Below are 18,967 nucleotides of genomic sequence, written 5' to 3'. Positions count from 1 at the left end.
TTTGCTTTTCGGCCAAGCCTCCGGATGACCCGCTCCAGGCGAAGACGCCCAGCCGCCGAGAACTGCGCGCCGATTGGTGCATTCCCAGACAAGACGCAGCGGGTTCATCCATTCACCGTGAGCGGAACTGCAGAGGAGAAGCTCATGACGGTCGCGGACCTGTTGGCGAAAACCCTGGCTTCTGCCGGCGTGCGCCGGATCTGGGGCGTTACGGGCGACAGCCTGAACGGCCTGAACGACAGTCTCAGGCGTTTCGGTGGAATCGAGTGGATGCACGTCCGCCACGAGGAGACCGCAGCCTTCGCCGCCGGAGCGGAAGCGGCGATCACCGGCGAACTGGCGGTCTGCGCCGGCAGCTGCGGGCCGGGAAACCTGCACCTGATCAACGGCCTGTTCGACTGCCATCGCAACCGCACGCCGGTTCTGGCCATCGCCGCCCACATCCCCTCGTCCGAGGTCGGACTGGGCTATTTCCAGGAGACCCATCCACAGGAGCTGTTCCGCGAGTGCAGCGACTTCTGCGAACTGGTGTCCAATCCGGCCCAGATGCCCGGGGTTCTGGCGCGCGCCCTGAACACCGCCGTCGGCAAGGGCGGGGTGGCGGTCATCGTTCTGCCGGGAGACGTGGCCCTGGCCAAGGCGCCGGAGGGGGCGTCGACGGACTGGACCTGGCCGGGCAGGCCGCGCATCAGCCCCGCAGTCGCCGATGTGGCGCGCGCGGCCGAGTTGCTGAACGAGGCCGGGAAGGTGACCATCCTGGCCGGAAGCGGCTGCGCCGGCGCGCACGACCAGGTGCTGGCCCTGGCCGAGGCGCTTCAGGCGCCGGTCGTCCACGCCCTGCGCGGCAAGGAGCATGTCGAATGGGACAATCCCTTCGACGTGGGCATGACCGGCTTGATCGGCTTTTCGTCCGGCTATCACGCCATGATGAACTGCGACGCCCTGGTGATGCTGGGCACCGACTTCCCCTATCGCAACTTCTATCCGTCGGACGCCAAGATCATCCAGATCGATCATGATCCGTCGGCCCTGGGCAAGCGCGCTCACCTGGCCCAGGGGTTGGTGGGCGACGTGGCCGAAACCGTCGCCGCCCTGACGCTGCTGCTGAAATCCGGACGCTCGTCACGCTTCCTCGACGCCGCCCGCAAGCATTACGTCGAGGCGCGCAAGGGACTGGACGATCTCGCGCGGCCCTCGGCGAAGGGGCGCCCCATCCATCCGCAATATGTGGCCGAGGTCGTCAGCCGGCTTGCGTCCGACGATGCGATCTTCACCGCCGACGTGGGCACGCCCACCGTCTGGGCGGCGCGCTATCTGAGGATGAACGGGCGTCGGCGGCTGTTGGGGTCGTTCAACCACGGCTCCATGGCCAATGCTATGCTGCAGGGGATCGGCGCCCAGGCCGCCGCGCCGGACCGTCAGGTGATCTCCCTGTCGGGCGACGGCGGTTTCACCATGATGATGGGCGATTTCATCAGCCTGTCCCAACTGGGTCTGCCGCTGAAGGTGGTGGTGTTCAACAACGGCTCGCTGGGTTTCGTCGCCATGGAGATGAAGGCGGCGGGCTTCCTGGACACCGGCACGGATCTGAAGAACCCCGACTTTGCGGCGATGGCGACGGCCATGGGGATCAAGGGCTTCCGGGTCGAGGATTCGGATCGCCTGGAAGAAGGGGTGGGCCAGGCCCTGTCCCACCCCGGCCCCGCTCTGATCGACGTGGTGACGGCCGGACAGGAATTGGTGATCCCGCCCAAGATCAAGCTGGAGCAGGCCAAGGGCTTCAGCCTGTTCATGCTGAAGGCGATCATGAACGGTCGCGGCGACGAGGTGGTCGAGCTCGCGCGGACCAACCTCTAAGGTCGAGCCAGAAAGCAGAACGCCGCCCCGCATCGCGGCGGGGCGGGGCGGGGCGGCGTCTTAATGGGCGACGGATCAGGACTTGATGAAGGCCAACAGGTCGGCGTTCAGCACGTCGGCGTGGGTCGTCAGCATGCCGTGCGGATAGCCGGCGTAGGTCTTCAGCGTCCCGTTCTTCAGCAGGGCGGCCGACAGCGGGCCTGAGTCCGCATAGGGGACGATCTGGTCGTCGTCGCCGTGCATGACCAGGGTCGGAACCTGGATGGCCTTGAGGTCATCGGTGAAGTCGGTTTCCGAGAAGGCCTTGATGCCGTCGTAGTGGGCCTTGGCGCCGCCCATCATGCCCTGACGCCACCAGTTGTCGACCACCGCCTCCAGCGTGGTCACGCCGGGCCGGTTGAAGCCATAGAAGGGCCCGGCCGCGACGGCGCGATAGAATTCGGCCCGGTTGGCCGCGAGATTGGCGCGGAAGCCGTCGAACACCTCTATGGGCAGACCGCCAGGGTTGGCGGCGGTCTTCAGCATGATCGGGGGCACGGCGGCGACCAGCACGGCCTTGGCTACCCGGTCAGCGTGACGCGCCACATAGTGGGCGACCTCGCCCCCACCGGTCGAGTGGCCGATATGGACGGCGTTGCGCAGGTTCAGATGAGCCGTCACCGCCGCCACGTCGGCGGCGTAGTGGTCCATGTCATGGCCTTCGGACACCTGGCTGGAACGACCATGGCCGCGACGGTCGTGCGCGACGACACGGAAGCCTTTCAGCAGGAAGTAGATCATCTGGGCGTCCCAGTCGTCCGAGCTCAGCGGCCAGCCGTGGTGGAAGACGATCGGCTGGGCGTCCTTGGGACCCCAGTCCTTGTAGTAGATTTGCACGCCGTCCGAGGTGGTGACGTAAGACATGGTGTCATCTCCGGTAATGGAGGCCGAGGCGTTGGTCGCCCCCGCCGATGCGATGGTTGGGATGAGGGAGGACAGCCCGAGCGCCGCCCCGCCAGCCAGAAGGCCGCGACGAGACGCCTGGGGGAAGTCGGATACGAAGGCCGTCATTTGCACAGGTTCCAAGGGGTCACGCGGTGCGGCCGCGCCCGTAATCGACGCCGACAAACTGGCGGGCCTGCGGGCGCCGGTCTTGGACCATGCCGCTGTGATCGAGCACCGCCGCGTCGACCGCTTTTGAGCGTTTCGGTCCAAGACCAGACGGCCGGATGCGAACAGACTCCCGCCAAGCACGTCCACGACCGAGAGCGCCCGGAAATTGGGCCAAAAAAACAGAAACGATGAGTTTTGTTAGTTTCCATTTCGGACATGCGAGCGCGCAGGCACACTCCTTTCATCGAAACGCCGCCGCGCGGCTGAACCAGAGGATTTGACCATGACCGCCACCGCCACCCCGACCGCCGGCAAAGGCCTGCTGACCCCGGTCGACCACACCTTGATCCTGGTCGACCACCAGTCGCAGATGGCTTTCGCCACCGCCTCGATCGACATCGGCGCCCTGCGCACCAACACCGCCCTGGTCGCGACGGCGGCGCGCGATTTCAAGGTTCCGACCATACTGACCACCGTGGCGGAAAAGACCTTCTCGGGTCCGATCTTCAGCGAGATCAAGGACGCCTTCCCCGACGCCCCGGTCTATGACCGCACCACGATGAACGCCTGGGAAGACTCTCAGGTGACGGACGCGGTCAACCGTGCCGGCAAGTCGCGCATCGTCATCGCGGGCCTGTGGACCTCGGTCTGCATCGTCGGTCCCGTCCTCTCCGCCCTCGACCAGGGCTTTGAAGTCTTCGTCATCACCGACGCCTCGGGCGACGTCTCGACAGAGGCCCACGAACGCGCCGTCCAGCGCATGATCCAGGCCGGCGCCCGGCCCATGACCTCGATCCAGTATCTGCTCGAGCTGCAACGCGACTGGGCGCGCGGCGAGACCTATGAGACCACCACCGGCGCTGCGGTGAAGTTCGGCGGCGCCTATGGCGTGGGGCTTCAGTACGCCCGCGCCATGCTGGGCGAACACGCCCGCGAAGGCTGATCCCGTTCCAACCCGCTGACCAGAAAGGCGCCGCCATGACCGCCCGCGACTACATTGAGCAAACGGACGTCCCGGCGGCGCCCGATCCGGACCGCGAAGAGGCTCTGGACGAGGCGCTGAGCGACAGTTTCCCGGCCAGCGATCCCGTCTCCCTAGACCAAAGGCAGGACGCGCGATGAAGCCCCTGGTCGTCGCCCTGGCCGTGGGCCTGCTGGTCGGGTGCCTCTATGGACTGCTGAACGTCCGCTCCCCCGCCCCGCCCTATGTGGCCCTGCTGGGGCTGCTGGGCATCCTCCTGGGTGAACAGGGGACGCAGTATGTGCGGCACAGACTGAACCCGCCGCCTCCCGTCGCCGCGCCGCCCGTCGATCCCGCGCGATGACCCAGACCCGTCGCACCGCAATCACCGCCCTCGGCCTGGCCGGACTGGCCCCAGCCGCCTTCGCACGGACTTCCCCCATGACCCCCGACGTGAACAAAGCTCCCGACCTGATCCTGCACGGCGGCCGCTTCACCACTCTGGACCGCGCCAATCCCAACGCCGAGGCCGTAGCGGTCAAGGACGGGGTCTTCACAGCCGTCGGCTCGGCGCGCGAGATCATCCCGACGGCCGGACCCGCGACGAAGATCATCGACCTGGGCGGTCGTCGCGTGGCGCCGGGCCTGATCGACAGCCACACCCACGTCATCCGGGGTGGACTGAACTACAATATGGAGCTGCGCTGGGACGGCGTGCCCAGCCTGGCGGACGCCATGGCCATGCTGAAGACCCAGGCGGCCAACACCCCGCCGCCGCAATGGGTGCGCGTCGTCGGCGGCTTCACCCGCCACCAGTTCGCCGAAAAACGCCTGCCGACCCTGGACGAAATCAACGCCGCCGCCCCCGAGACCCCGGTCTTCATCCTGCACCTGTATGACCGCGCCCTGCTGAACCGCGCCGCCCTGCGCGCCGTCGGCTACACCAGGGACACGCCCAATCCCCCGGGCGGCGAGATCCAGCGCGACGCTGCGGGCGAACCCACCGGAATGCTGATCGCCCAGCCCAACGCCATGATCCTGTATTCGACCCTGGCCAAGGGGCCGAAGCTGCCGGAAGAGTATCAGCTCAACTCCACCCGCCACTTCATGCGCGAGTTGAACCGGCTGGGCGTGACCAGCGTGATCGACGCCGGCGGCGGCTTCCAGAACTATCCCGACGACTATGAGATCATCGAGAAACTGCACGAAGACGGCCAGCTGACCGTGCGTCTGGCCTACAACCTGTTCACCCAGAAGCCGAAGGAAGAGCTGAACGACTTCAAGACCTGGGGCAAACAGGTGCGGCCCGGCCAGGGCGACGACTATTACCGCCACAACGGCGCCGGCGAGATGCTGGTCTATTCCGCCGCCGACTTCGAGGACTTCCGCCAGCCGCGCCCGGACATGCCGGCCAATATGGAGACCGACCTGGAGCCGGTGGTGCGCCAGCTGGTCGAGCAGCGCTGGCCCTGGCGGATGCACGCCACCTATAACGAGACCATCGACCGGGCGCTGGACGTCTATGAAAAGGTCAACCGGGACATACCGTTCGACGGCCTGCACTGGTTCTTCGACCACGCCGAGACCATCAGCGAACGGAACATAGACCGGATCGCGGCCCTGGGCGGCGGCATCGCTGTGCAGCACCGGATGATGTACCAGGCCGAGGACTTCGCCGAGCGGTATGGCGCCGAGGCCATGGCGAACACCCCGCCGGTGTCGCGGATGCTGGCCGCCGGCGTGCCGGTCGGGGCGGGCACGGACGCGACCCGCGTGGCCTCCTACAATCCCTGGGTTTCGCTGAGCTGGCTGGTGACGGGCCAGAGCCTGGGCGGCCTGCGCATGTATCCGGCCGCCCAGCGCCAGGACCGCGAGACGGCGCTGCGTCTGTGGACCGAGGCCAATACCTGGTTCTCGAACGAAGAGGGCAAGAAGGGCGTCATCGCGGTGGGCCGACTGGCGGACCTGGTCGTGCTGGACCGCGACTATTTCTCGGTCGCCGAGGACGAGATCGTCCATATCGAGAGCGACCTGACCCTGCTGGGCGGAAAGATCGTCTGGGGCGCCGGCGACTTCGCGAGCGAGGCACCGCCGATCCCGCCGCCGACGCCCGACTGGTCGCCGGTGCGCGCCTTCGGCGGCTATCACTCGACCAAGACGCAAGAGCGAACCGGCTTCTTCACCAAGGTCGCGGCCGCCTGCGGCTGTTCGACCGCCTGCGGGGTCCACGGCCATGACCATGCGGCCACGGCCCGGCTTCAGGCCCCCGCGGCCGACGCCAAATCCTTCTGGGGCGCCTTGGGCTGCGCCTGCTGGGCGGTGTGATCATGACAGCTGCGACCTCCCCCCGACCTATCGCCGACCTGCTCGACGCGCCGGGCGTCGCCTTGATCGGCCGGATCCTGCTGACCTCGCCCTTCTGGATCAGCGGCGTGCTGAAGCTGTTCGACTTCGCTTCGGCCATCGGCGAGGCGGCCCATTTCGGGCTACAGCCGGCGGCGGCGGTCGCGGTCGCGGTCATCCTGCTGCAGATCGGTGGATCGCTGGCCGTGATCCTGAGCCGCTGGACCTGGCTGGGCGCCGGCGCTCTGGGCGTGTTCACGGCGCTGGCGAACCTGATCGGTCACGCCTTCTGGACCCTGTCCGATCCCATAGCGCGCTTCCACGACATGAACGCCTTCACCGCCAACATCGGCCTGATCGGCGGACTGGTCCTGGCCGCCATACTGGCCGAGCGCCGCCGGGGATGAGCGCCGCCTCCGCCCCCATCCCCACTTCCACGCGCGGGCCTCTGGCCACGCCGCTGTTCCGAGCCCTGTGGATCGCGACCATCGTCTCCAACATCGGCACCTGGATGAACGACGTGGGGTCGTCCTGGCTGATGACCTCCCTGTCGCCCAGCCCGCTGTGGGTGGCCATGGTGCAGGCGGCGACCACCCTGCCGATGTTCCTGTTCGCCCTGCCCGGCGGGGCCCTGGCTGATGTAGTCGACCGACGCAAACTGCTGATCGCCGCCCAGCTGCTGATCCTCATCGGCGCGGCCAGTCTGGCCGCCGTCACCCACCTGGGCCTGACCACGCCCCTGGTGCTGCTGGCCCTGACCGCCGTCATGGGCCTGGGCGCCGCCCTCAGCGCCCCGGCGTTTCAGGCCATTGTGCCCGAACTGGTCGAGAAGCCGGCCCTGGCCGACGCCGTCGCCCTGAACAGCCTAGGCATCAATATCGCCCGCGCGATCGGCCCGGCCCTGGGCGGGGTGATCGTCGCCGTCGCGGGATCGGCGGCGGTCTACGCCCTGAACGCAGTTTCGATCCTGGCGGTGCTGGGGGTGCTGATTGCCTGGAAGCGCAAGCCCCGGCTGGACGACCTGCCGCCCGAACATTTCTTCGCAGCCTTGCGCACGGGCTATGGCTACGCCCGCCATGCGCCGGCCCTTCAACTGGTGCTGCTGCGCTCGGTCGCCTTCTTCCTCTTTTCGAGCGCCCTGTGGGCCCTGCTGCCGGTGGTGGGGCGCCGGACGCTGGGGCTGGATGCGGCGGGTTACGGCGCCTTGTTGGGCTGTATGGGCCTGGGGGCGATCCTGGGCGCGACCGTCCTGACGCGGGTGCGCAAACACGTCGGAACCAACACCCTGTCCATCTTCGGCTCGGTCGTTTTCGCCGGTACGACCCTGGCGCTGGCTCATGTGGCGAGCCTGGTCATCGCCGGCGGCGTGATGATCCTGGCCGGCCTGGCCTGGATCACCATGCTGTCCTCCCTGAACGTCGCCGCCCAGATGGCGGCGCCGACCTGGGTCAAGGCGCGCGCCCTGGCGGTCTATCTGCTGGTGTTCCAGGGCGCCATGACGGCGGGAAGCCTAGTCTGGGGCGGTCTGGCCAGCCGGACCGACGTCGCCACGGCCCTGACGGTCGCGGGGGTCGCGCTGTTTCTGGCCACTGCAGTCGCCCTGCGTTTCCGCCTGCCGGCGACCGGCGCCCTGGACCTGACGCCGTCGGGCCACTGGGTCGAGCCGACCGTCGCGGGCGAGCCGGCGCCGGATCGCGGCCCGGTGATGATCCTGATCGAATACCGGATCGATCCGGCCCAGGTCGCCGCGTTCGTGAAGGCGATCCGGCCGTTCAGCGCCGTGCGCCGGCGCGACGGCGCCCTGACCTGGCGTCTGTTCGAGGATGCGGCGGAACCGGGCCTGATCGTCGAGAGCTTCATCGTGCCGAGCTGGCTGGAGCATCTGCGACAGCACCAGCGCATCACCCATGACGACCGGCTGACCCAGGACCAGATCCAGCGTTTCCACATCGGCGACCAACCGCCCCGGGTCCGTCACCTCATCGCGCCCTCGCCCTAGAGGCCTTCAGGCGGCGACGCGCCGGTCGCGCCTCCACTGGAAAGGGGTGGTGTCGAGGTGGCGACGGAACAGACGGGTCAAATGCGCCTGATCGGCCAGGCCGCAGGCGTCGGCGATCCGGCACAGGCTCTCGTCGGTGTTCAGCATCAGGGCCTTGGCCTTTTCCAGCCGTCGCCGCATCACATAGGCGTGCGGCGTTTCGCCGGTCGTGACCTTGAAGGCGCGACAGAAATGGCTGGCGCTCAGACGGACCTGTGAGGCCAGATCCTCGACCTGGATCCGATCATCCAGACTGTCATCGACGAAGGCGGCGATCCGTTTCATCTGCCAGGGCGCCAGGCCGCCGCGCGTCGGCTCGGCCTCACGCCGCGGTTCGCGCGACCGGTCATAGGCCTCGCCGGACCAGACCGGCAGGCCGCGCAGCAGGGCCTGAAGCTGGTTCAGCCCCTGGCGGGCCGCCTCGGCGTTGCGATCCAGCGCCCCATCCACCTGCGCCAGGATGCGGAAGGCCATAGGCCCAAGATTCTCCAGCGACGGCGCGCCCATGTCAGAGTCCGGAATGGTGGCGAGTGCGGGCATAGGGGGGCTCCGAGGATTTTTGCTGTCCTCAGACTGAGCCTGGGCGTCCCGGTTCGCCATTGAACGGGAGGCTGATCGGCCCCCGACTTGGTCTTGGCCTCCTAACCTTTGGTATGGGGTCGACGCGACGCCGGTTTGGTACAAGCCTGACTGCCGCCGGCAGGAGATATTGGCCCTCGCCGTCCCTCATGGAGCACCCCCATGGCATCCCCTGACGCCGTGATCACCGAAGACCCCTATGCCCGCGCGGCCCAGGTCTATCCCCGCTTAAGTCCGGAAATGATGGAGCGGGTCGGTCAGTACGGCGAGGAGGAGACGGTGGCTCGGGGCCAGGTCCTGTTCCGGCGCGGCGACCGACGCGCCGACTTTTTCATCGTGGTCGAGGGCGAGGTCGCCATCCTTCGGCATGACGACCAGGGTCGCGAGGAGGTGCTGGCGACCCACCAGGCCCATCAGTTCACCGGCGAACTGGACCAGGTCTCGGAACGCGCCCTGCTGGTGGAGGGGCGTTCGACCGGCGACGGGCGGGTGGTCCGGATTCATCATGACGATCTGGCGCGGCTGATGTCGTCGGAGCCGGACATCGGCGAGCTGATCATGCGGGCCTTCATCCTGCGTCGGATGGGGTTCCTCTATCATGGTCAGGCCGGCGTTCTGCTGATCGGCGACCCCAACGACGGCGACACCCAGAGGCTTGAACGGTTCATCGTCCGCAACGCCTATCCGTTGCGCGAGATCGATCCGCGCACCGATCCCGCGGCGGCCGGCCTGATGGAGACCTTCGCGGTCGGCGCCGGGGACCTGCCGGTGGTCATCTCGCCCGACCGATCCGTCCTGTCCAATCCGGGCCTGGCCCAGTTGGCGGACCATCTGGGCCTCACCGAACGTTTTGATCCCGAGGAGGTCTGGGATCTGGTGGTGGTCGGCGCAGGCCCGGCCGGCCTGGCGGCGGCGACCTATGCGGCGTCCGAAGGCCTGTCGACGGCCGTGATCGAGACCTTGGCGCCGGGCGGTCAGGCCGGCACCAGTTCCAAGATCGAGAACTATCTGGGCTTCCCCACAGGAATCTCGGGCCAGGCCCTGGCGGGGCGCGCCCTGGTGCAAGCCCAGAAGTTCGGCGCGCGCATGGCGGTGTCGCGCGCCGCCACTGCGCTGGACTGCGGCGTCCATCCGTTCCGAATTCGGCTGGAAGACGATCAGAGTGTCCAGGCCCGCGCCGTCGTGGTGGCGACCGGCGCCCGCTATCGCAAGCTGGACGTTCCCGACTACGACCGTTTCGAAGGCCATGGCGTCCACTACGCCGCCACCGCCATGGAGGCGAAACTATGTAGCGGCCTGGACGTCGTCGTAGTGGGCGGGGGCAATTCGGCGGGTCAGGCGGCCATGTATTTGTCGCGCCATGTCGGCCATGTTCATATGATCGTACGGGGACCGGGCCTGGCGGCGACCATGTCCGACTATCTGGTCCAGCGGATCCTGCGCTCGCCCCGGATCACACTCTATCCTCACAGCGAGGTCACGCAGATGGAGGGCGAACGCCTGTTGTCTGGCGTGGCTTGGACCGATCGGCGCACGGGCGAGATCACGCGGATACCGGCCCAAGCCCTGTTCGTCATGATCGGCGCCCAGCCCAATACCGACTGGCTGGAGGACTGCCTGGCCCTGGACGAGAAGGGTTTCGTGATCACCGGCCTTCGCCCCAGCCGCGCGTCCGACGAAGAGCCGGAGGGGCGTCCAGGCGCCTCGCCCTATGAAACCGAGCGTCCGGGCATCTATGCGGTCGGCGACGTCCGTTCTGGCTCGGTCAAACGGGTCGCCGCCGGGGTCGGCGAGGGGTCGGTCGTGGTCCAGGCTATCCACGCCTATCTGGCCAGCCTAGGTCGCGACTGAGGCGGCGGGTCAGACGAAACGGGGGATCGGCCCCGGATAGGGCGTCGGCGCACCGATATCGACTCCCTGCTGATCGACATAACACCAGCCCCAACCCTCCGGCGGGTCATAGCCCTCGATGATGGGGTGTCCGGTCGTCTGGAAATGGGCGCGGGCGTGCCGGTTCGGCGAGTCGTCGCAACAGCCGACATGACCGCACGTCCGGCACAGCCGCAGATGCACCCACCAGCTTCCAGTCCTGAGACAGTCCTCGCAGCCCGCCGCGCTGGGGGTCACAGGTCTGATCGTGTCGAGGTGCGAACAGGTCATTTCGGCTTCCTTTCGGGATCGAGCGCGCGGTCCAGGCAGCGCGCCAGGGCCTCGGCGGAGCAGGGCTTTTCGAGATAGCAGCCCGCACCGGCGTCCAGGGCGCGTCCGCGCGTCAGTTCGTCAGGAAAGGCGGTCATGAAGATGATCGGCAATTCCGGCCGCTCGGCCGCGAGGCGGCGCTGTAGAACCAGGCCGCTCATGCCCGGCATCTGCATGTCGGAGATCACGCAGGCCACCTCGGCCGTCAGGGCCGCAAGAAGGGACTCGCCGGACTCGAACGCCGCAACCCGCAGCCCCATGGACCGCAGCAGCCGCGCCAGGCTGTTGCGGACCATGCCGTCGTCGTCGACGATGGCGATCAGAGGGGGCGACGGCATGGCGGACCTCCTCACGCAAACGGCCGCGCCGTATCAGGCGTTTCCGCGACGTCCGGTCTCGAACAGGAACCAGACGCGGCGTTCGGTCTCGTCGATCCAGTTTTCCAGCAGGCTGGCGGTGGCGATGTCGCCAAGTTCGTCGCTGACGCCGTGGGCGGCGCGCATCCGCTGAACCAGATCGGCGTTGTCGTCGCGCAGCTCGGCCAGCATGTCTTCGGGACTGACATAGTCGGCGTCATTGTCCAGCACCCGTTGCAAAGCGCCGATCTGGCCGATGGACCGCAGTGTCGTCCCGCCGATCTTGCGCACCCGCTCGGCGATCGGATCGGTCATGGCGATAATCTGATCCCCCTGGTCGTCCAGCATCAGATGATAGTCGCGAAAATGCGGACCCGACATGTGCCAGTGGAAATTCTTGGTCTTCAGATAAAGGGCGAAGACGTCCGCCAGAAGGGCGTTCAGGGCGCCGCTGATGTCTTGGGTCGCCTCAGGCGTCAGGCCAGTGGGGGTCCTCAGCGGAGCAAGGCGACGTGTTTCGAGAATTTGGCGGTCCATCAGGGTTCCTTCCGGGCTAGTCCGTAATCGAGACCTTAGGCCCGCAGGCGTCGCCGCTCTTGCTTAAGACGGCGGCAATTTGAACGGGCGTCTGGTGTTGCAACGCCGGACCCCAAGCCTGTCATTGCCGCCGCGTCCCGCGATGACTAGCGTGATGCGAGCAGGGATCGGGGGACTGCAGATGGATTCAGCCCAGTACGATCGAAGCGTTTCGAAGACGGCCCTGCGCCGCCTGCGTCTCGCGGTCAGCCCCGTGCTGATCGTCGTGATCTTCCTGCTCGACACCTTCACCCCGCTGATCAGCGCCGTGGCCGTCTTCTATGTCGTGCCCCTGCTGATGCTCGGCGACATCTTCTCGGTCCGACAGGTCCGGCTGCTGTTCCTCGGCATGATCGGCCTGGCCAGTTTCAGCCTGTTGTTCGATCACGGCGTGCGTCCGGAGTTCGCCACCCTGCTGCGCTACTGCGTTAGCGTGGCCGCCATCAGCATCACCGGTTTCCTCGTGATGAAGACGATCCGCGACCGCCAGACCCTGCTGGGTCAGGCCGCGCTTCTGGACGTCACCCACGACGCCATCTTCACCCGTTCGCCGGAGGGGCGGATCCTGTTCTGGAACCGGGGGGCCGAACGTCTCTATGGCTGGAGCCGGGACGAGGCGGTCGGCCAGAACCGACATGAATTGTTGCAGACTCAGTTCCCGACATCGCTCGAGACGATCAATGACCATCTCCATGCCCAAGGCCTGTGGGAGGGCGAGATCCGCCAACGGCGCCGGGACGGGGCCTGGCTGACATTGCTGAGCCGCTGGAGCCTGGACGAGCCCCGTCCCGGCAAGCCCGTCGTCATTCTGGAATCCAACACCGACATCACCGCCAGCAAGGCGGCCGACGCCGCTCTGCGCGCGAGCGAGGCGCGGTACCGCAACATCTTCAATACCCTGGCCGTCGGCATTTGGGAGCATGATTTCAGCTGCCTGCGGGCGGCGCTAAAGAACCTTCGGGCTTCCGGCGTGGAGGACTTGCACGCCTATCTGACGCAGCATCCAGAATTCATCCGCGACGCCCAGCAGATGATCCCCATCACCGACGTCAACGAAACAGCCCTGAGACTGATGGACGTCGAGCGCAAAGAAGACTTCTTCCGCAGCCTGGCCGAGATCCTGCCGTCCGCCGAGGGCAGCTTCATCGACTTCCTGATCGCCGTTGACGAGGGCCGAAGCCATTATCAGGCCGAGACCGAGGTTCTGAACCGACGGGGTCAGATCATACCGATCATCGTCGCGATCACATTTCCGCCGCCCGGACATGAGGCGAACCGGGTCCAGGCGGTCGTGCTGGACATCACCGAACGCCGCCGCCTTCAGCAGGCCATCGACCACGCCAAACAGGAGGCGGAACAGGCCCTGCGTGCGGCGGCCATGGGCGAGCTTTCCGCCTCGATCGCTCATGAGGTCAACCAGCCCCTGGCCGCTATCATGACTTCATCGGAGGCGGCGCTGCGCTGGATGGACCGGACCCCGCCCGACCTGGACGAGACCCGCGAAGCCCTGACCGACGTGCTGCAGGCCACCCGTCACGCCACCGGCGTGGTCAGCCGGGTGCGCAAACTGGTCAGCCGCGCACGACCAGAGACGGAGGCGATCGCCGTCGACAGTCTCGCCGCCGAGGCGCTGCGGCTGGTGCGCCACGATCTGGGGCGGCGCAACATCCTGGTGCGGACCGATCTTGCCGCCGCCGACGCCCTCATCCGGGCCGACCGGGTGTTGTTGCAGCAGGTGCTGGTCAATCTGATGACGAACGCGGCGCAGGCGATGACCGCCGCCGCAACGGTCGCGCCGACCATCGAAGTCCGGACCCGTCGCGACGGCGACCGGGCCGTGGTCGATATCATCGACAACGGCCCAGGGTTCGATCCTGACAGCGCCGAGCGGGCCTTCGACGCCTTCTTCACGACCCGTCAGGACGGCATGGGTCTGGGCCTCGCCATTTCGCGCTCGACGGTCGAAGCCCACGAGGGGACGATCAAGATCGTTTCGGAGCCGGGGGTCGGGGCCCGGCTGTCGATCTCGCTGCCCCTGCTTCCGGCCTAGCGCGACGCCGTCAGGTCTCGCGACAAGCGGACAAGATCCACCACCGTCTGGACCTCCAGCTTGCGCATCAGGCTGGCGCGATGAAGTTTGACGGTGATCTCGCTGAGCCCCAGCTCAGCCGCCGTCTGCTTGTTCATCAAGCCCGCGACGACGTGCTCCATCACCTGGCGTTCTCGCGGGGTCAGCAGGTCATAGCGCGCCTTGGCGGCGGCGGCGTCACCGGCCCGCCGTCGAGCGCGACGGTCCCGTTCAAGGGCCTCGTTGACGGCGTCAATCAAATCCTGGTCGCGGAAAGGCTTGGTCAGAAAGTCCACCGCGCCCGCCTTCATCGCCCGCACCGACATCGGCACGTCGCCGTGGCCGGTGATCAGGATGACCGGGGTCGTCACCCCCCTGGCCGCCAGGACCTTCTGGAAATCGAGCCCGCTGAGACCGGGCATGCGCACATCGGTGACGATACAGCTGTTGGCCGTGGGCGCATCGACCGCCAGGAAGGCCGTGGCGGATTCGTAAAGGGCGGTCGTCAGGCCGATCGAGCGGAACAGTGAGTCCAGGGCGCGGCGCACCATCGGATCATCATCGACGACGATGACCACCCGGGTTTCTGGTTCAGTTTCGCTCAAGCCCCCGTCCCCCGAAACGTCTGAAGTTTGACTACGAGAGCTCAAAATACATTGCAATCGACCGGTCGCAGGCAAAAGCCGCGGCTGGTCGGCGGCGCTCCGCTGGAACCTGAGCGGTTCGCCGCGCGCTAGCGCCCCATGACGTCTCCGCTCCAGGCCGGCCTCAACACCCTCGACGACACCCAGATCGTGCGGATCGCCGGCGCCAGCGTCACCGTCGGCGGCCTCGTCAGCGGCTTGGTCATACTGGTGGTCGCCCTGATCCTGAGCCGACTGGTGACCCGCGCCCTGCGGCGGGTGCGCGAGCGATCGGAACGCAGTCGACAGGCCCTGTATCTGCTGGAGCGGCTGGTCGGTTACGCCATCATCATCGTCGGCGTCATGTCGGCCCTGTCGGCGGCGGGACTGAACCTGTCGTCGCTGGCGGTCTTCGCCGGCGCCTTGGGCATAGGCGTGGGTCTGGGCCTGCAAGGGGTGGTCAAGGAGTTCGTGTCCGGCCTGTTCCTGATCTTCGACCGGATGGTGTCGGTCGGGGACTATATCGAGATCGAGGACATCGGCATTCGCGGCGCCATCATGGAGATCGGGCCCCGCGCGACGCGGGTGCGGACCAATGACAACGTCAATGTCCTGGTGCCGAACTCGCGCTTCATCGAGCAGCCGGTGACCAACTGGACGCTGAAGGGCGACACCCGGCGCATCCATGTGCCCTTCGCCGTCGCCTATGGGTCGGACCGGGGCAAGGTGCGCGAGGCGGTCCTGGCCTGCGCACGGGCCAGCCCCTTCACCCTGCCAGAGACCGAGGCGCGCAAGAGCCAGGTCTGGCTGGTGGGGTTCGGCGACAAGGGGCTGGAGTTCGAACTGCTGGTCTGGCCCACGCGCGAGGCCGTCAAACGGCCGGCGGCCATGCACGCGGCCTATACCTGGCTGATCGCCGACGCCCTGGACGGCGCCGGGATCGAGGTGCCCTTCCCCCAGACCGACCTGCGCATCCGCAGCGCCTTCGGCCTGGAGGGCGATGACGCCCTGGGGCGGCTGGGCTACGGCCAGGGCGCGCGCCTGGCAGCGCCCGCCACGCCCCAGGCCCCGGCCTCAGTCTCCCCGTCGTCCGCCAGCAATGACGCCGCCGAGGACCTGATGATGGCAGAAGACGAGGAAGGCCCCCTGGAACCAGCGCCCGGCCTGCCGCCGGGACGGACGGGGGGTTAAACTACAGCGCCGTCACCCTCCCCTGCGTCACCCTCGGGGCTCGTCCCGAGGGTGACGGCGTTTAAAATGTTGCCTTCGCCTTCAGCCGATAGGCGTGAAGCAACGGCTCGGTGTAGCCGCTCGGCTGATCCACACCCTCGAACACCAGGGCGCGGGCGGCCTGATAGGCCAGGCGGGCGTCCGGGTCCGGCGCCATGGGCCGGTAGAGCGGGTCGCCGGCGTTCTGGGCGTCGACCTTGGCCGCCATGCGCAGGAAGGCCGCGTCCACCTGATCGGGGGTGCAGACGCCGTGCAGCAGCCAGTTGGCGATATGCTGCGAACTGATCCGCAGGGTGGCGCGGTCCTCCATCAGGCCGATGTCGTGGATGTCCGGCACCTTGGAACAGCCGACCCCCTGGTCGATCCAGCGCACGACATAGCCGAGGATGCCCTGGGCGTTGTTGTCCAGTTCGGCCGCCACCTCGTCCTCAGACCAGTTGATCCCATTGGCCAGAGGCGGGGTCAGCAGATCGTCTAGACCCGGCGTCGGTCGGCCCGCCACCTCGGTCTGGACCGCGAAGACGTCCACCGCGTGATAGTGGAGGGCGTGCAGGGTGGCGGCGGTCGGCGACGGGGTCCAGGCGGTGTTGGCGCCGGTCCTGGGGTGGGCGACCTTCTGCTCCAGCATGTCGGCCATCCGGTCGGGGGCGGCCCACATGCCCTTGCCGATCTGGGCCCTGCCCGACAGGCCGCATTTCAGGCCTATGGCGACGTTGCGGGCCTCATAGGCGGCGATCCAGGCGCTGGACTTGATGTCGGCCTTTCGCACCACCGGCCCAGCCTGCATGGCGGTGTGGATCTCGTCGCCGGTCCGGTCCAGGAAGCCGGTGTTGATGAAGACGATCCGGTCCTTCACCGCATGGATACAGGCGGCGAGATTGGCCGAGGTGCGACGCTCCTCGTCCATGACGCCCACCTTGATCGTGTGACGCGGCAGGGCCAGCAGGTCCTCGACCGCGTCGAACAGCCGGTCGGTGAAGGCGGCCTCGTCCGGCCCGTGCATCTTCGGCTTGACGATGTAGACCGATCCCGTCGCGCTGTTGCCGAAAGCCCCGAGGCCCTTGATGTCATAGAGGGCGATCAGGCTGGTGACGACGGCGTCCATGATCCCCTCGGGCGCGTCCGAGCCGTCGGCCAGGCGGATGGCGGGGGTGGTCATCAGGTGGCCGACGTTGCGCACGAACAGCAGGCTGCGGCCCTTCAGCGTCACGTCGCCGCCCTGGGGCGCGGTCCAGCGGCGGTCGGGCTCCAGCGTGCGATTCAGCGTCTCGCCGCCCTTCTTGAAGCTGGCGGCCAGGTCGCCGCGCATCAGGCCCAGCCAGTTGTGATAGGCCTCGACCTTGTCGGCCGCGTCGACCGCCGCGACCGAATCCTCCAGATCGACGATGGTGGTCAGGGCCGATTCGAGCACCACGTCGGCCAGACCCGCCGGATCGGTGCGCCCAACCGGGTGGGACGGGTCGATCACCAGTTCGATGTGCAGGCCGTTGTGCGCCAACAGGATAGAGGCGGGCGAGGCCGGGTCTCCGGCGAAGCCGACGAACTGGGTTGGATCCTTGAGGGCCGGGGCCAGAGCGCCCTCGATGACAGACCAGCCGGCGACATCGGCGTGCGAGCCTTCGGCCAGCGGCGCGGCCTCGTCCAGAAACGCCTTGGCGCGGGCCACGACCCTTGCGCCGCGCGCCGCGTCATAGCCGCCGCCGGTCGGCAGGTCGCCCAGCGCATCCGTGCCGTACAGGGCGTCGTACAGGCTGCCCCAGCGGGCGTTGGCGGCGTTCAGCAGGAAGCGGGCGTTCAGCACCGGCACGACCAGCTGCGGCCCGGCCATGCGGGCGATCTCGGCGTCCACGCCCGTCGTGCCGATGGAAAAGGGCGCCGGTTCTTCGACCAGATAGCCGATCTCGCGCAGGAAGGCCTGAGACGCAGCCACATCATAGGGCTGGCCCCGACGCGCGGCGTGCCAGGCGTCGATCCGGGCCTGGAGGTCGTCGCGCCGCGCCAGCAGGGCGCGGTTCTCCGGCGCGAACCGGGCGAAGACGGCCGCCGTCCCCGACCAGAATCCCGCCGCATCCAGGCCCAGCCCCGGCAGGACCTCCTGTTCGATCAAGGCCACGAGTTCGGCCGCGACCTTCAATCCGGCGCGATCTTCATAGCTGGTCATGGCGGCCCTTCTCCGGCGACGGCCGGGCTGTAACAATGCGTGATCACGCTAAGCCGACCACGCGGAGCTTCGCAAGGGTCACGTCGCGTCAGCCCCTTCGCTTTTCGTCTAAACCGCTCGCTTGCGGTCCGCGCGGGGGGCGTCATGATCCGATCATGAGTCTGTTTCGCCCCCTTCGCCTGTACGGCGTCCTGTTTTCCAGCCTGGGGGTGGTGGTCCTGGTCGCCCTGTTAATCCCGGTGGGAGAAGGCGTGCTGACCCGGATGGCCTATGGCTGGATCGCCGGGGTCGCGGTCTTTATCGCGGCCACCCTGACCCGAATGGCCCTGGCCCAAGACGCCAACGCCATTCGCCGACGGGCGGCGGCCCTGGACCAGACCGGCGGCGCCGTGCTGCCCCTCAGCCTGCTGGCGGCGGTGGCCAGTATCGTGGTGGTGGTGGGCGAAGCTGTGCAGCGCGGCGGCTCGCCGATCCGCGACAGCCTGCTGGCCCTGGGGACCGTGGCCCTGTCCTGGACCTTCATCCACCTGATCTTCGCCCTGCACTACGCCCACGCCTTCTATCAGCACGGCGAACACGGCAGGGATCGGGGCGGTTTGATCTTCCCCGGCGAGACCGAGCCCGACTATTGGGACTTTCTGCATTTCGCCCTGATCATCGGCGTAGCGTCCCAGACGGCGGATGTTCAGATCGCCGACCGAGGCGTTCGACGGCTGTCGAGCGTACACAGCCTGACCGCCTTTGTTTTCAACACGGTGATCCTGGCCCTGGCCGTGAACCTGGCCGTGGGCCTGGTGGGCGCCACGTAGACGCCGCGGCGGGTCGGTCACAAAGGCTTAACCGCGTCCGTGAACCGGACCTCAAGCGAACTGTCTTACATCTGA

The 18,967-nt window shown here is 67.6% G+C and carries 18 protein-coding genes; 11 read left to right on the top strand and 7 right to left on the bottom strand.

Annotated features, from left to right (window positions below; genetic code table 11):
- The first annotated feature begins 144 nt into the window (after nt 1-144).
- The gene (poxB, locus tag PKE72_RS09490) at nt 145-1,857 is read left to right on the top strand and encodes a ubiquinone-dependent pyruvate dehydrogenase (protein ID WP_271165138.1); all 1,713 of its coding nucleotides are present in this window, start codon (nt 145-147) and stop codon (nt 1,855-1,857) included.
- 75 nt (nt 1,858-1,932) lie between these two features.
- On the opposite strand, the gene PKE72_RS09485 is transcribed toward poxB, so the two are convergent.
- Nucleotides 1,933-2,907: an alpha/beta fold hydrolase gene (locus tag PKE72_RS09485; protein ID WP_444979384.1), complete on the bottom strand. Its 975-nt coding sequence runs from the start codon at nt 2,905-2,907 to the stop codon at nt 1,933-1,935.
- A 325-nt stretch (nt 2,908-3,232) separates the two neighbouring features.
- Here PKE72_RS09485 and PKE72_RS09480 point away from each other — a divergent pair, with 325 nt between their 5' ends.
- From PKE72_RS09480 to PKE72_RS09455, 6 genes are read left to right on the top strand one after another with little or no spacing between them, the layout of a single operon-like run.
- The gene (locus PKE72_RS09480) at nt 3,233-3,892 is read left to right on the top strand and encodes a hydrolase (protein WP_271165137.1); all 660 of its coding nucleotides are present in this window, start codon (nt 3,233-3,235) and stop codon (nt 3,890-3,892) included.
- Nucleotides 3,893-3,927: 35 nt separating this feature from the next.
- Nucleotides 3,928-4,071, top strand: a complete 144-nt coding sequence (locus PKE72_RS09475) for a hypothetical protein (RefSeq protein WP_271165136.1) — start codon at nt 3,928-3,930, stop codon at nt 4,069-4,071.
- On the top strand, nt 4,068-4,274 hold the full coding sequence (locus PKE72_RS09470) for a DUF1427 family protein (RefSeq protein ID WP_271165135.1): 207 nt from the start codon (nt 4,068-4,070) through the stop codon (nt 4,272-4,274). The genes PKE72_RS09475 and PKE72_RS09470 overlap by 4 nt, the downstream gene beginning before the upstream one ends.
- Complete coding sequence (locus tag PKE72_RS09465) at nt 4,271-6,235, top strand: amidohydrolase (protein WP_271165134.1); 1,965 nt, start codon at nt 4,271-4,273, stop codon at nt 6,233-6,235. The genes PKE72_RS09470 and PKE72_RS09465 overlap by 4 nt, the downstream gene beginning before the upstream one ends.
- 2 nt (nt 6,236-6,237) lie before the next feature.
- Nucleotides 6,238-6,660, top strand: a complete 423-nt coding sequence (locus tag PKE72_RS09460; protein ID WP_271165133.1) for a DoxX family protein — start codon at nt 6,238-6,240, stop codon at nt 6,658-6,660.
- Nucleotides 6,657-8,252, top strand: coding sequence for an MFS transporter (locus tag PKE72_RS09455; RefSeq protein ID WP_271165132.1), 1,596 nt, complete (start codon nt 6,657-6,659; stop codon nt 8,250-8,252). Before PKE72_RS09460 ends, PKE72_RS09455 begins: the two co-directional genes overlap by 4 nt.
- Nucleotides 8,253-8,258: 6 nt before the next feature.
- On the opposite strand, the gene PKE72_RS09450 is transcribed toward PKE72_RS09455, so the two are convergent.
- Nucleotides 8,259-8,831 carry a helix-turn-helix transcriptional regulator gene (locus PKE72_RS09450; protein ID WP_271165131.1) on the bottom strand — a complete coding sequence of 191 codons (573 nt, stop codon included), beginning with the start codon at nt 8,829-8,831 and terminating at the stop codon, nt 8,259-8,261.
- A 201-nt stretch (nt 8,832-9,032) separates the two neighbouring features.
- On the opposite strand from PKE72_RS09450, the gene PKE72_RS09445 reads away from it, so the two are divergent.
- Nucleotides 9,033-10,721, top strand: coding sequence for an FAD-dependent oxidoreductase (locus PKE72_RS09445; protein ID WP_271165130.1), 1,689 nt, complete (start codon nt 9,033-9,035; stop codon nt 10,719-10,721).
- 9 nt (nt 10,722-10,730) lie between these two features.
- On the opposite strand, the gene PKE72_RS09440 is transcribed toward PKE72_RS09445, so the two are convergent.
- From PKE72_RS09440 to PKE72_RS09430, 3 genes are read right to left on the bottom strand one after another with little or no spacing between them, the layout of a single operon-like run.
- Entirely contained in the window at nt 10,731-11,030 is a 300-nt protein-coding gene (locus tag PKE72_RS09440; RefSeq protein WP_271165129.1) for a UBP-type zinc finger domain-containing protein, read from the bottom strand.
- Nucleotides 11,027-11,407, bottom strand: coding sequence for a response regulator transcription factor (locus PKE72_RS09435; protein WP_271165128.1), 381 nt, complete (start codon nt 11,405-11,407; stop codon nt 11,027-11,029). Before PKE72_RS09435 ends, PKE72_RS09440 begins: the two co-directional genes overlap by 4 nt.
- 33 nt (nt 11,408-11,440) lie before the next feature.
- Nucleotides 11,441-11,962: a Dps family protein gene (locus tag PKE72_RS09430; protein ID WP_271165127.1), complete on the bottom strand. Its 522-nt coding sequence runs from the start codon at nt 11,960-11,962 to the stop codon at nt 11,441-11,443.
- A 181-nt stretch (nt 11,963-12,143) separates the two neighbouring features.
- Here PKE72_RS09430 and PKE72_RS09425 point away from each other — a divergent pair, with 181 nt between their 5' ends.
- Nucleotides 12,144-14,051, top strand: coding sequence for a PAS domain-containing sensor histidine kinase (locus tag PKE72_RS09425; protein WP_271165126.1), 1,908 nt, complete (start codon nt 12,144-12,146; stop codon nt 14,049-14,051).
- Here PKE72_RS09425 and PKE72_RS09420 read toward each other — a convergent pair.
- On the bottom strand, nt 14,048-14,674 hold the full coding sequence (locus PKE72_RS09420; protein ID WP_271165125.1) for a response regulator transcription factor: 627 nt from the start codon (nt 14,672-14,674) through the stop codon (nt 14,048-14,050). The genes PKE72_RS09425 and PKE72_RS09420 overlap by 4 nt on opposite strands.
- A 138-nt stretch (nt 14,675-14,812) precedes the next feature.
- Here PKE72_RS09420 and PKE72_RS09415 point away from each other — a divergent pair, with 138 nt between their 5' ends.
- The gene (locus tag PKE72_RS09415; RefSeq protein WP_271165124.1) at nt 14,813-15,883 is read left to right on the top strand and encodes a mechanosensitive ion channel family protein; all 1,071 of its coding nucleotides are present in this window, start codon (nt 14,813-14,815) and stop codon (nt 15,881-15,883) included.
- Between the two features lie 61 nt (nt 15,884-15,944).
- On the opposite strand, the gene PKE72_RS09410 is transcribed toward PKE72_RS09415, so the two are convergent.
- Nucleotides 15,945-18,083: a malate synthase G gene (locus PKE72_RS09410; RefSeq protein ID WP_271165123.1), complete on the bottom strand. Its 2,139-nt coding sequence runs from the start codon at nt 18,081-18,083 to the stop codon at nt 15,945-15,947.
- Between the two features lie 155 nt (nt 18,084-18,238).
- Between PKE72_RS09410 and PKE72_RS09405 the strand changes: the two genes are divergently transcribed.
- Nucleotides 18,239-18,892 (top strand): DUF1345 domain-containing protein, encoded by a 654-nt coding sequence (locus PKE72_RS09405; RefSeq protein ID WP_271165122.1) that lies wholly within the window; start codon nt 18,239-18,241, stop codon nt 18,890-18,892.
- The last annotated feature ends 75 nt before the right edge of the window (nt 18,893-18,967 follow it).

The sequence above is a fragment of the Brevundimonas intermedia genome (assembly GCF_027922165.1).
In the GTDB taxonomy this organism is placed as follows: Bacteria; Pseudomonadota; Alphaproteobacteria; order Caulobacterales; family Caulobacteraceae; genus Brevundimonas; species Brevundimonas intermedia.
Note: the sequence above shows the minus strand (reverse complement) of the source record. Positions and strands in the feature narration are given on the sequence as shown.

Excerpts from the sequence above, each read along its gene's own strand:
- PKE72_RS09435 (WP_271165128.1), bottom strand. The coding sequence starts at position 11,407 with ATGCCGTCGCCCCCTCTGATCGCCATCGTCGACGACGACGGCATGGTC.
- PKE72_RS09410 (WP_271165123.1), bottom strand. The coding sequence starts at position 18,083 with ATGACCAGCTATGAAGATCGCGCCGGATTGAAGGTCGCGGCCGAACTC.
- PKE72_RS09425 (WP_271165126.1), top strand. The coding sequence starts at position 12,144 with ATGGATTCAGCCCAGTACGATCGAAGCGTTTCGAAGACGGCCCTGCGC.
- PKE72_RS09485 (WP_444979384.1), bottom strand. The coding sequence starts at position 2,907 with ATGACGGCCTTCGTATCCGACTTCCCCCAGGCGTCTCGTCGCGGCCTT.
- poxB (WP_271165138.1), top strand. The coding sequence starts at position 145 with ATGACGGTCGCGGACCTGTTGGCGAAAACCCTGGCTTCTGCCGGCGTG.
- PKE72_RS09465 (WP_271165134.1), top strand. The coding sequence starts at position 4,271 with ATGACCCAGACCCGTCGCACCGCAATCACCGCCCTCGGCCTGGCCGGA.
- PKE72_RS09475 (WP_271165136.1), top strand. The coding sequence starts at position 3,928 with ATGACCGCCCGCGACTACATTGAGCAAACGGACGTCCCGGCGGCGCCC.
- PKE72_RS09470 (WP_271165135.1), top strand. The coding sequence starts at position 4,068 with ATGAAGCCCCTGGTCGTCGCCCTGGCCGTGGGCCTGCTGGTCGGGTGC.
- PKE72_RS09415 (WP_271165124.1), top strand. The coding sequence starts at position 14,813 with ATGACGTCTCCGCTCCAGGCCGGCCTCAACACCCTCGACGACACCCAG.
- PKE72_RS09430 (WP_271165127.1), bottom strand. The coding sequence starts at position 11,962 with ATGGACCGCCAAATTCTCGAAACACGTCGCCTTGCTCCGCTGAGGACC.
- PKE72_RS09405 (WP_271165122.1), top strand. The coding sequence starts at position 18,239 with ATGAGTCTGTTTCGCCCCCTTCGCCTGTACGGCGTCCTGTTTTCCAGC.
- PKE72_RS09455 (WP_271165132.1), top strand. The coding sequence starts at position 6,657 with ATGAGCGCCGCCTCCGCCCCCATCCCCACTTCCACGCGCGGGCCTCTG.
- PKE72_RS09460 (WP_271165133.1), top strand. The coding sequence starts at position 6,238 with ATGACAGCTGCGACCTCCCCCCGACCTATCGCCGACCTGCTCGACGCG.
- PKE72_RS09480 (WP_271165137.1), top strand. The coding sequence starts at position 3,233 with ATGACCGCCACCGCCACCCCGACCGCCGGCAAAGGCCTGCTGACCCCG.
- PKE72_RS09445 (WP_271165130.1), top strand. The coding sequence starts at position 9,033 with ATGGCATCCCCTGACGCCGTGATCACCGAAGACCCCTATGCCCGCGCG.
- PKE72_RS09440 (WP_271165129.1), bottom strand. The coding sequence starts at position 11,030 with ATGACCTGTTCGCACCTCGACACGATCAGACCTGTGACCCCCAGCGCG.
- PKE72_RS09450 (WP_271165131.1), bottom strand. The coding sequence starts at position 8,831 with ATGCCCGCACTCGCCACCATTCCGGACTCTGACATGGGCGCGCCGTCG.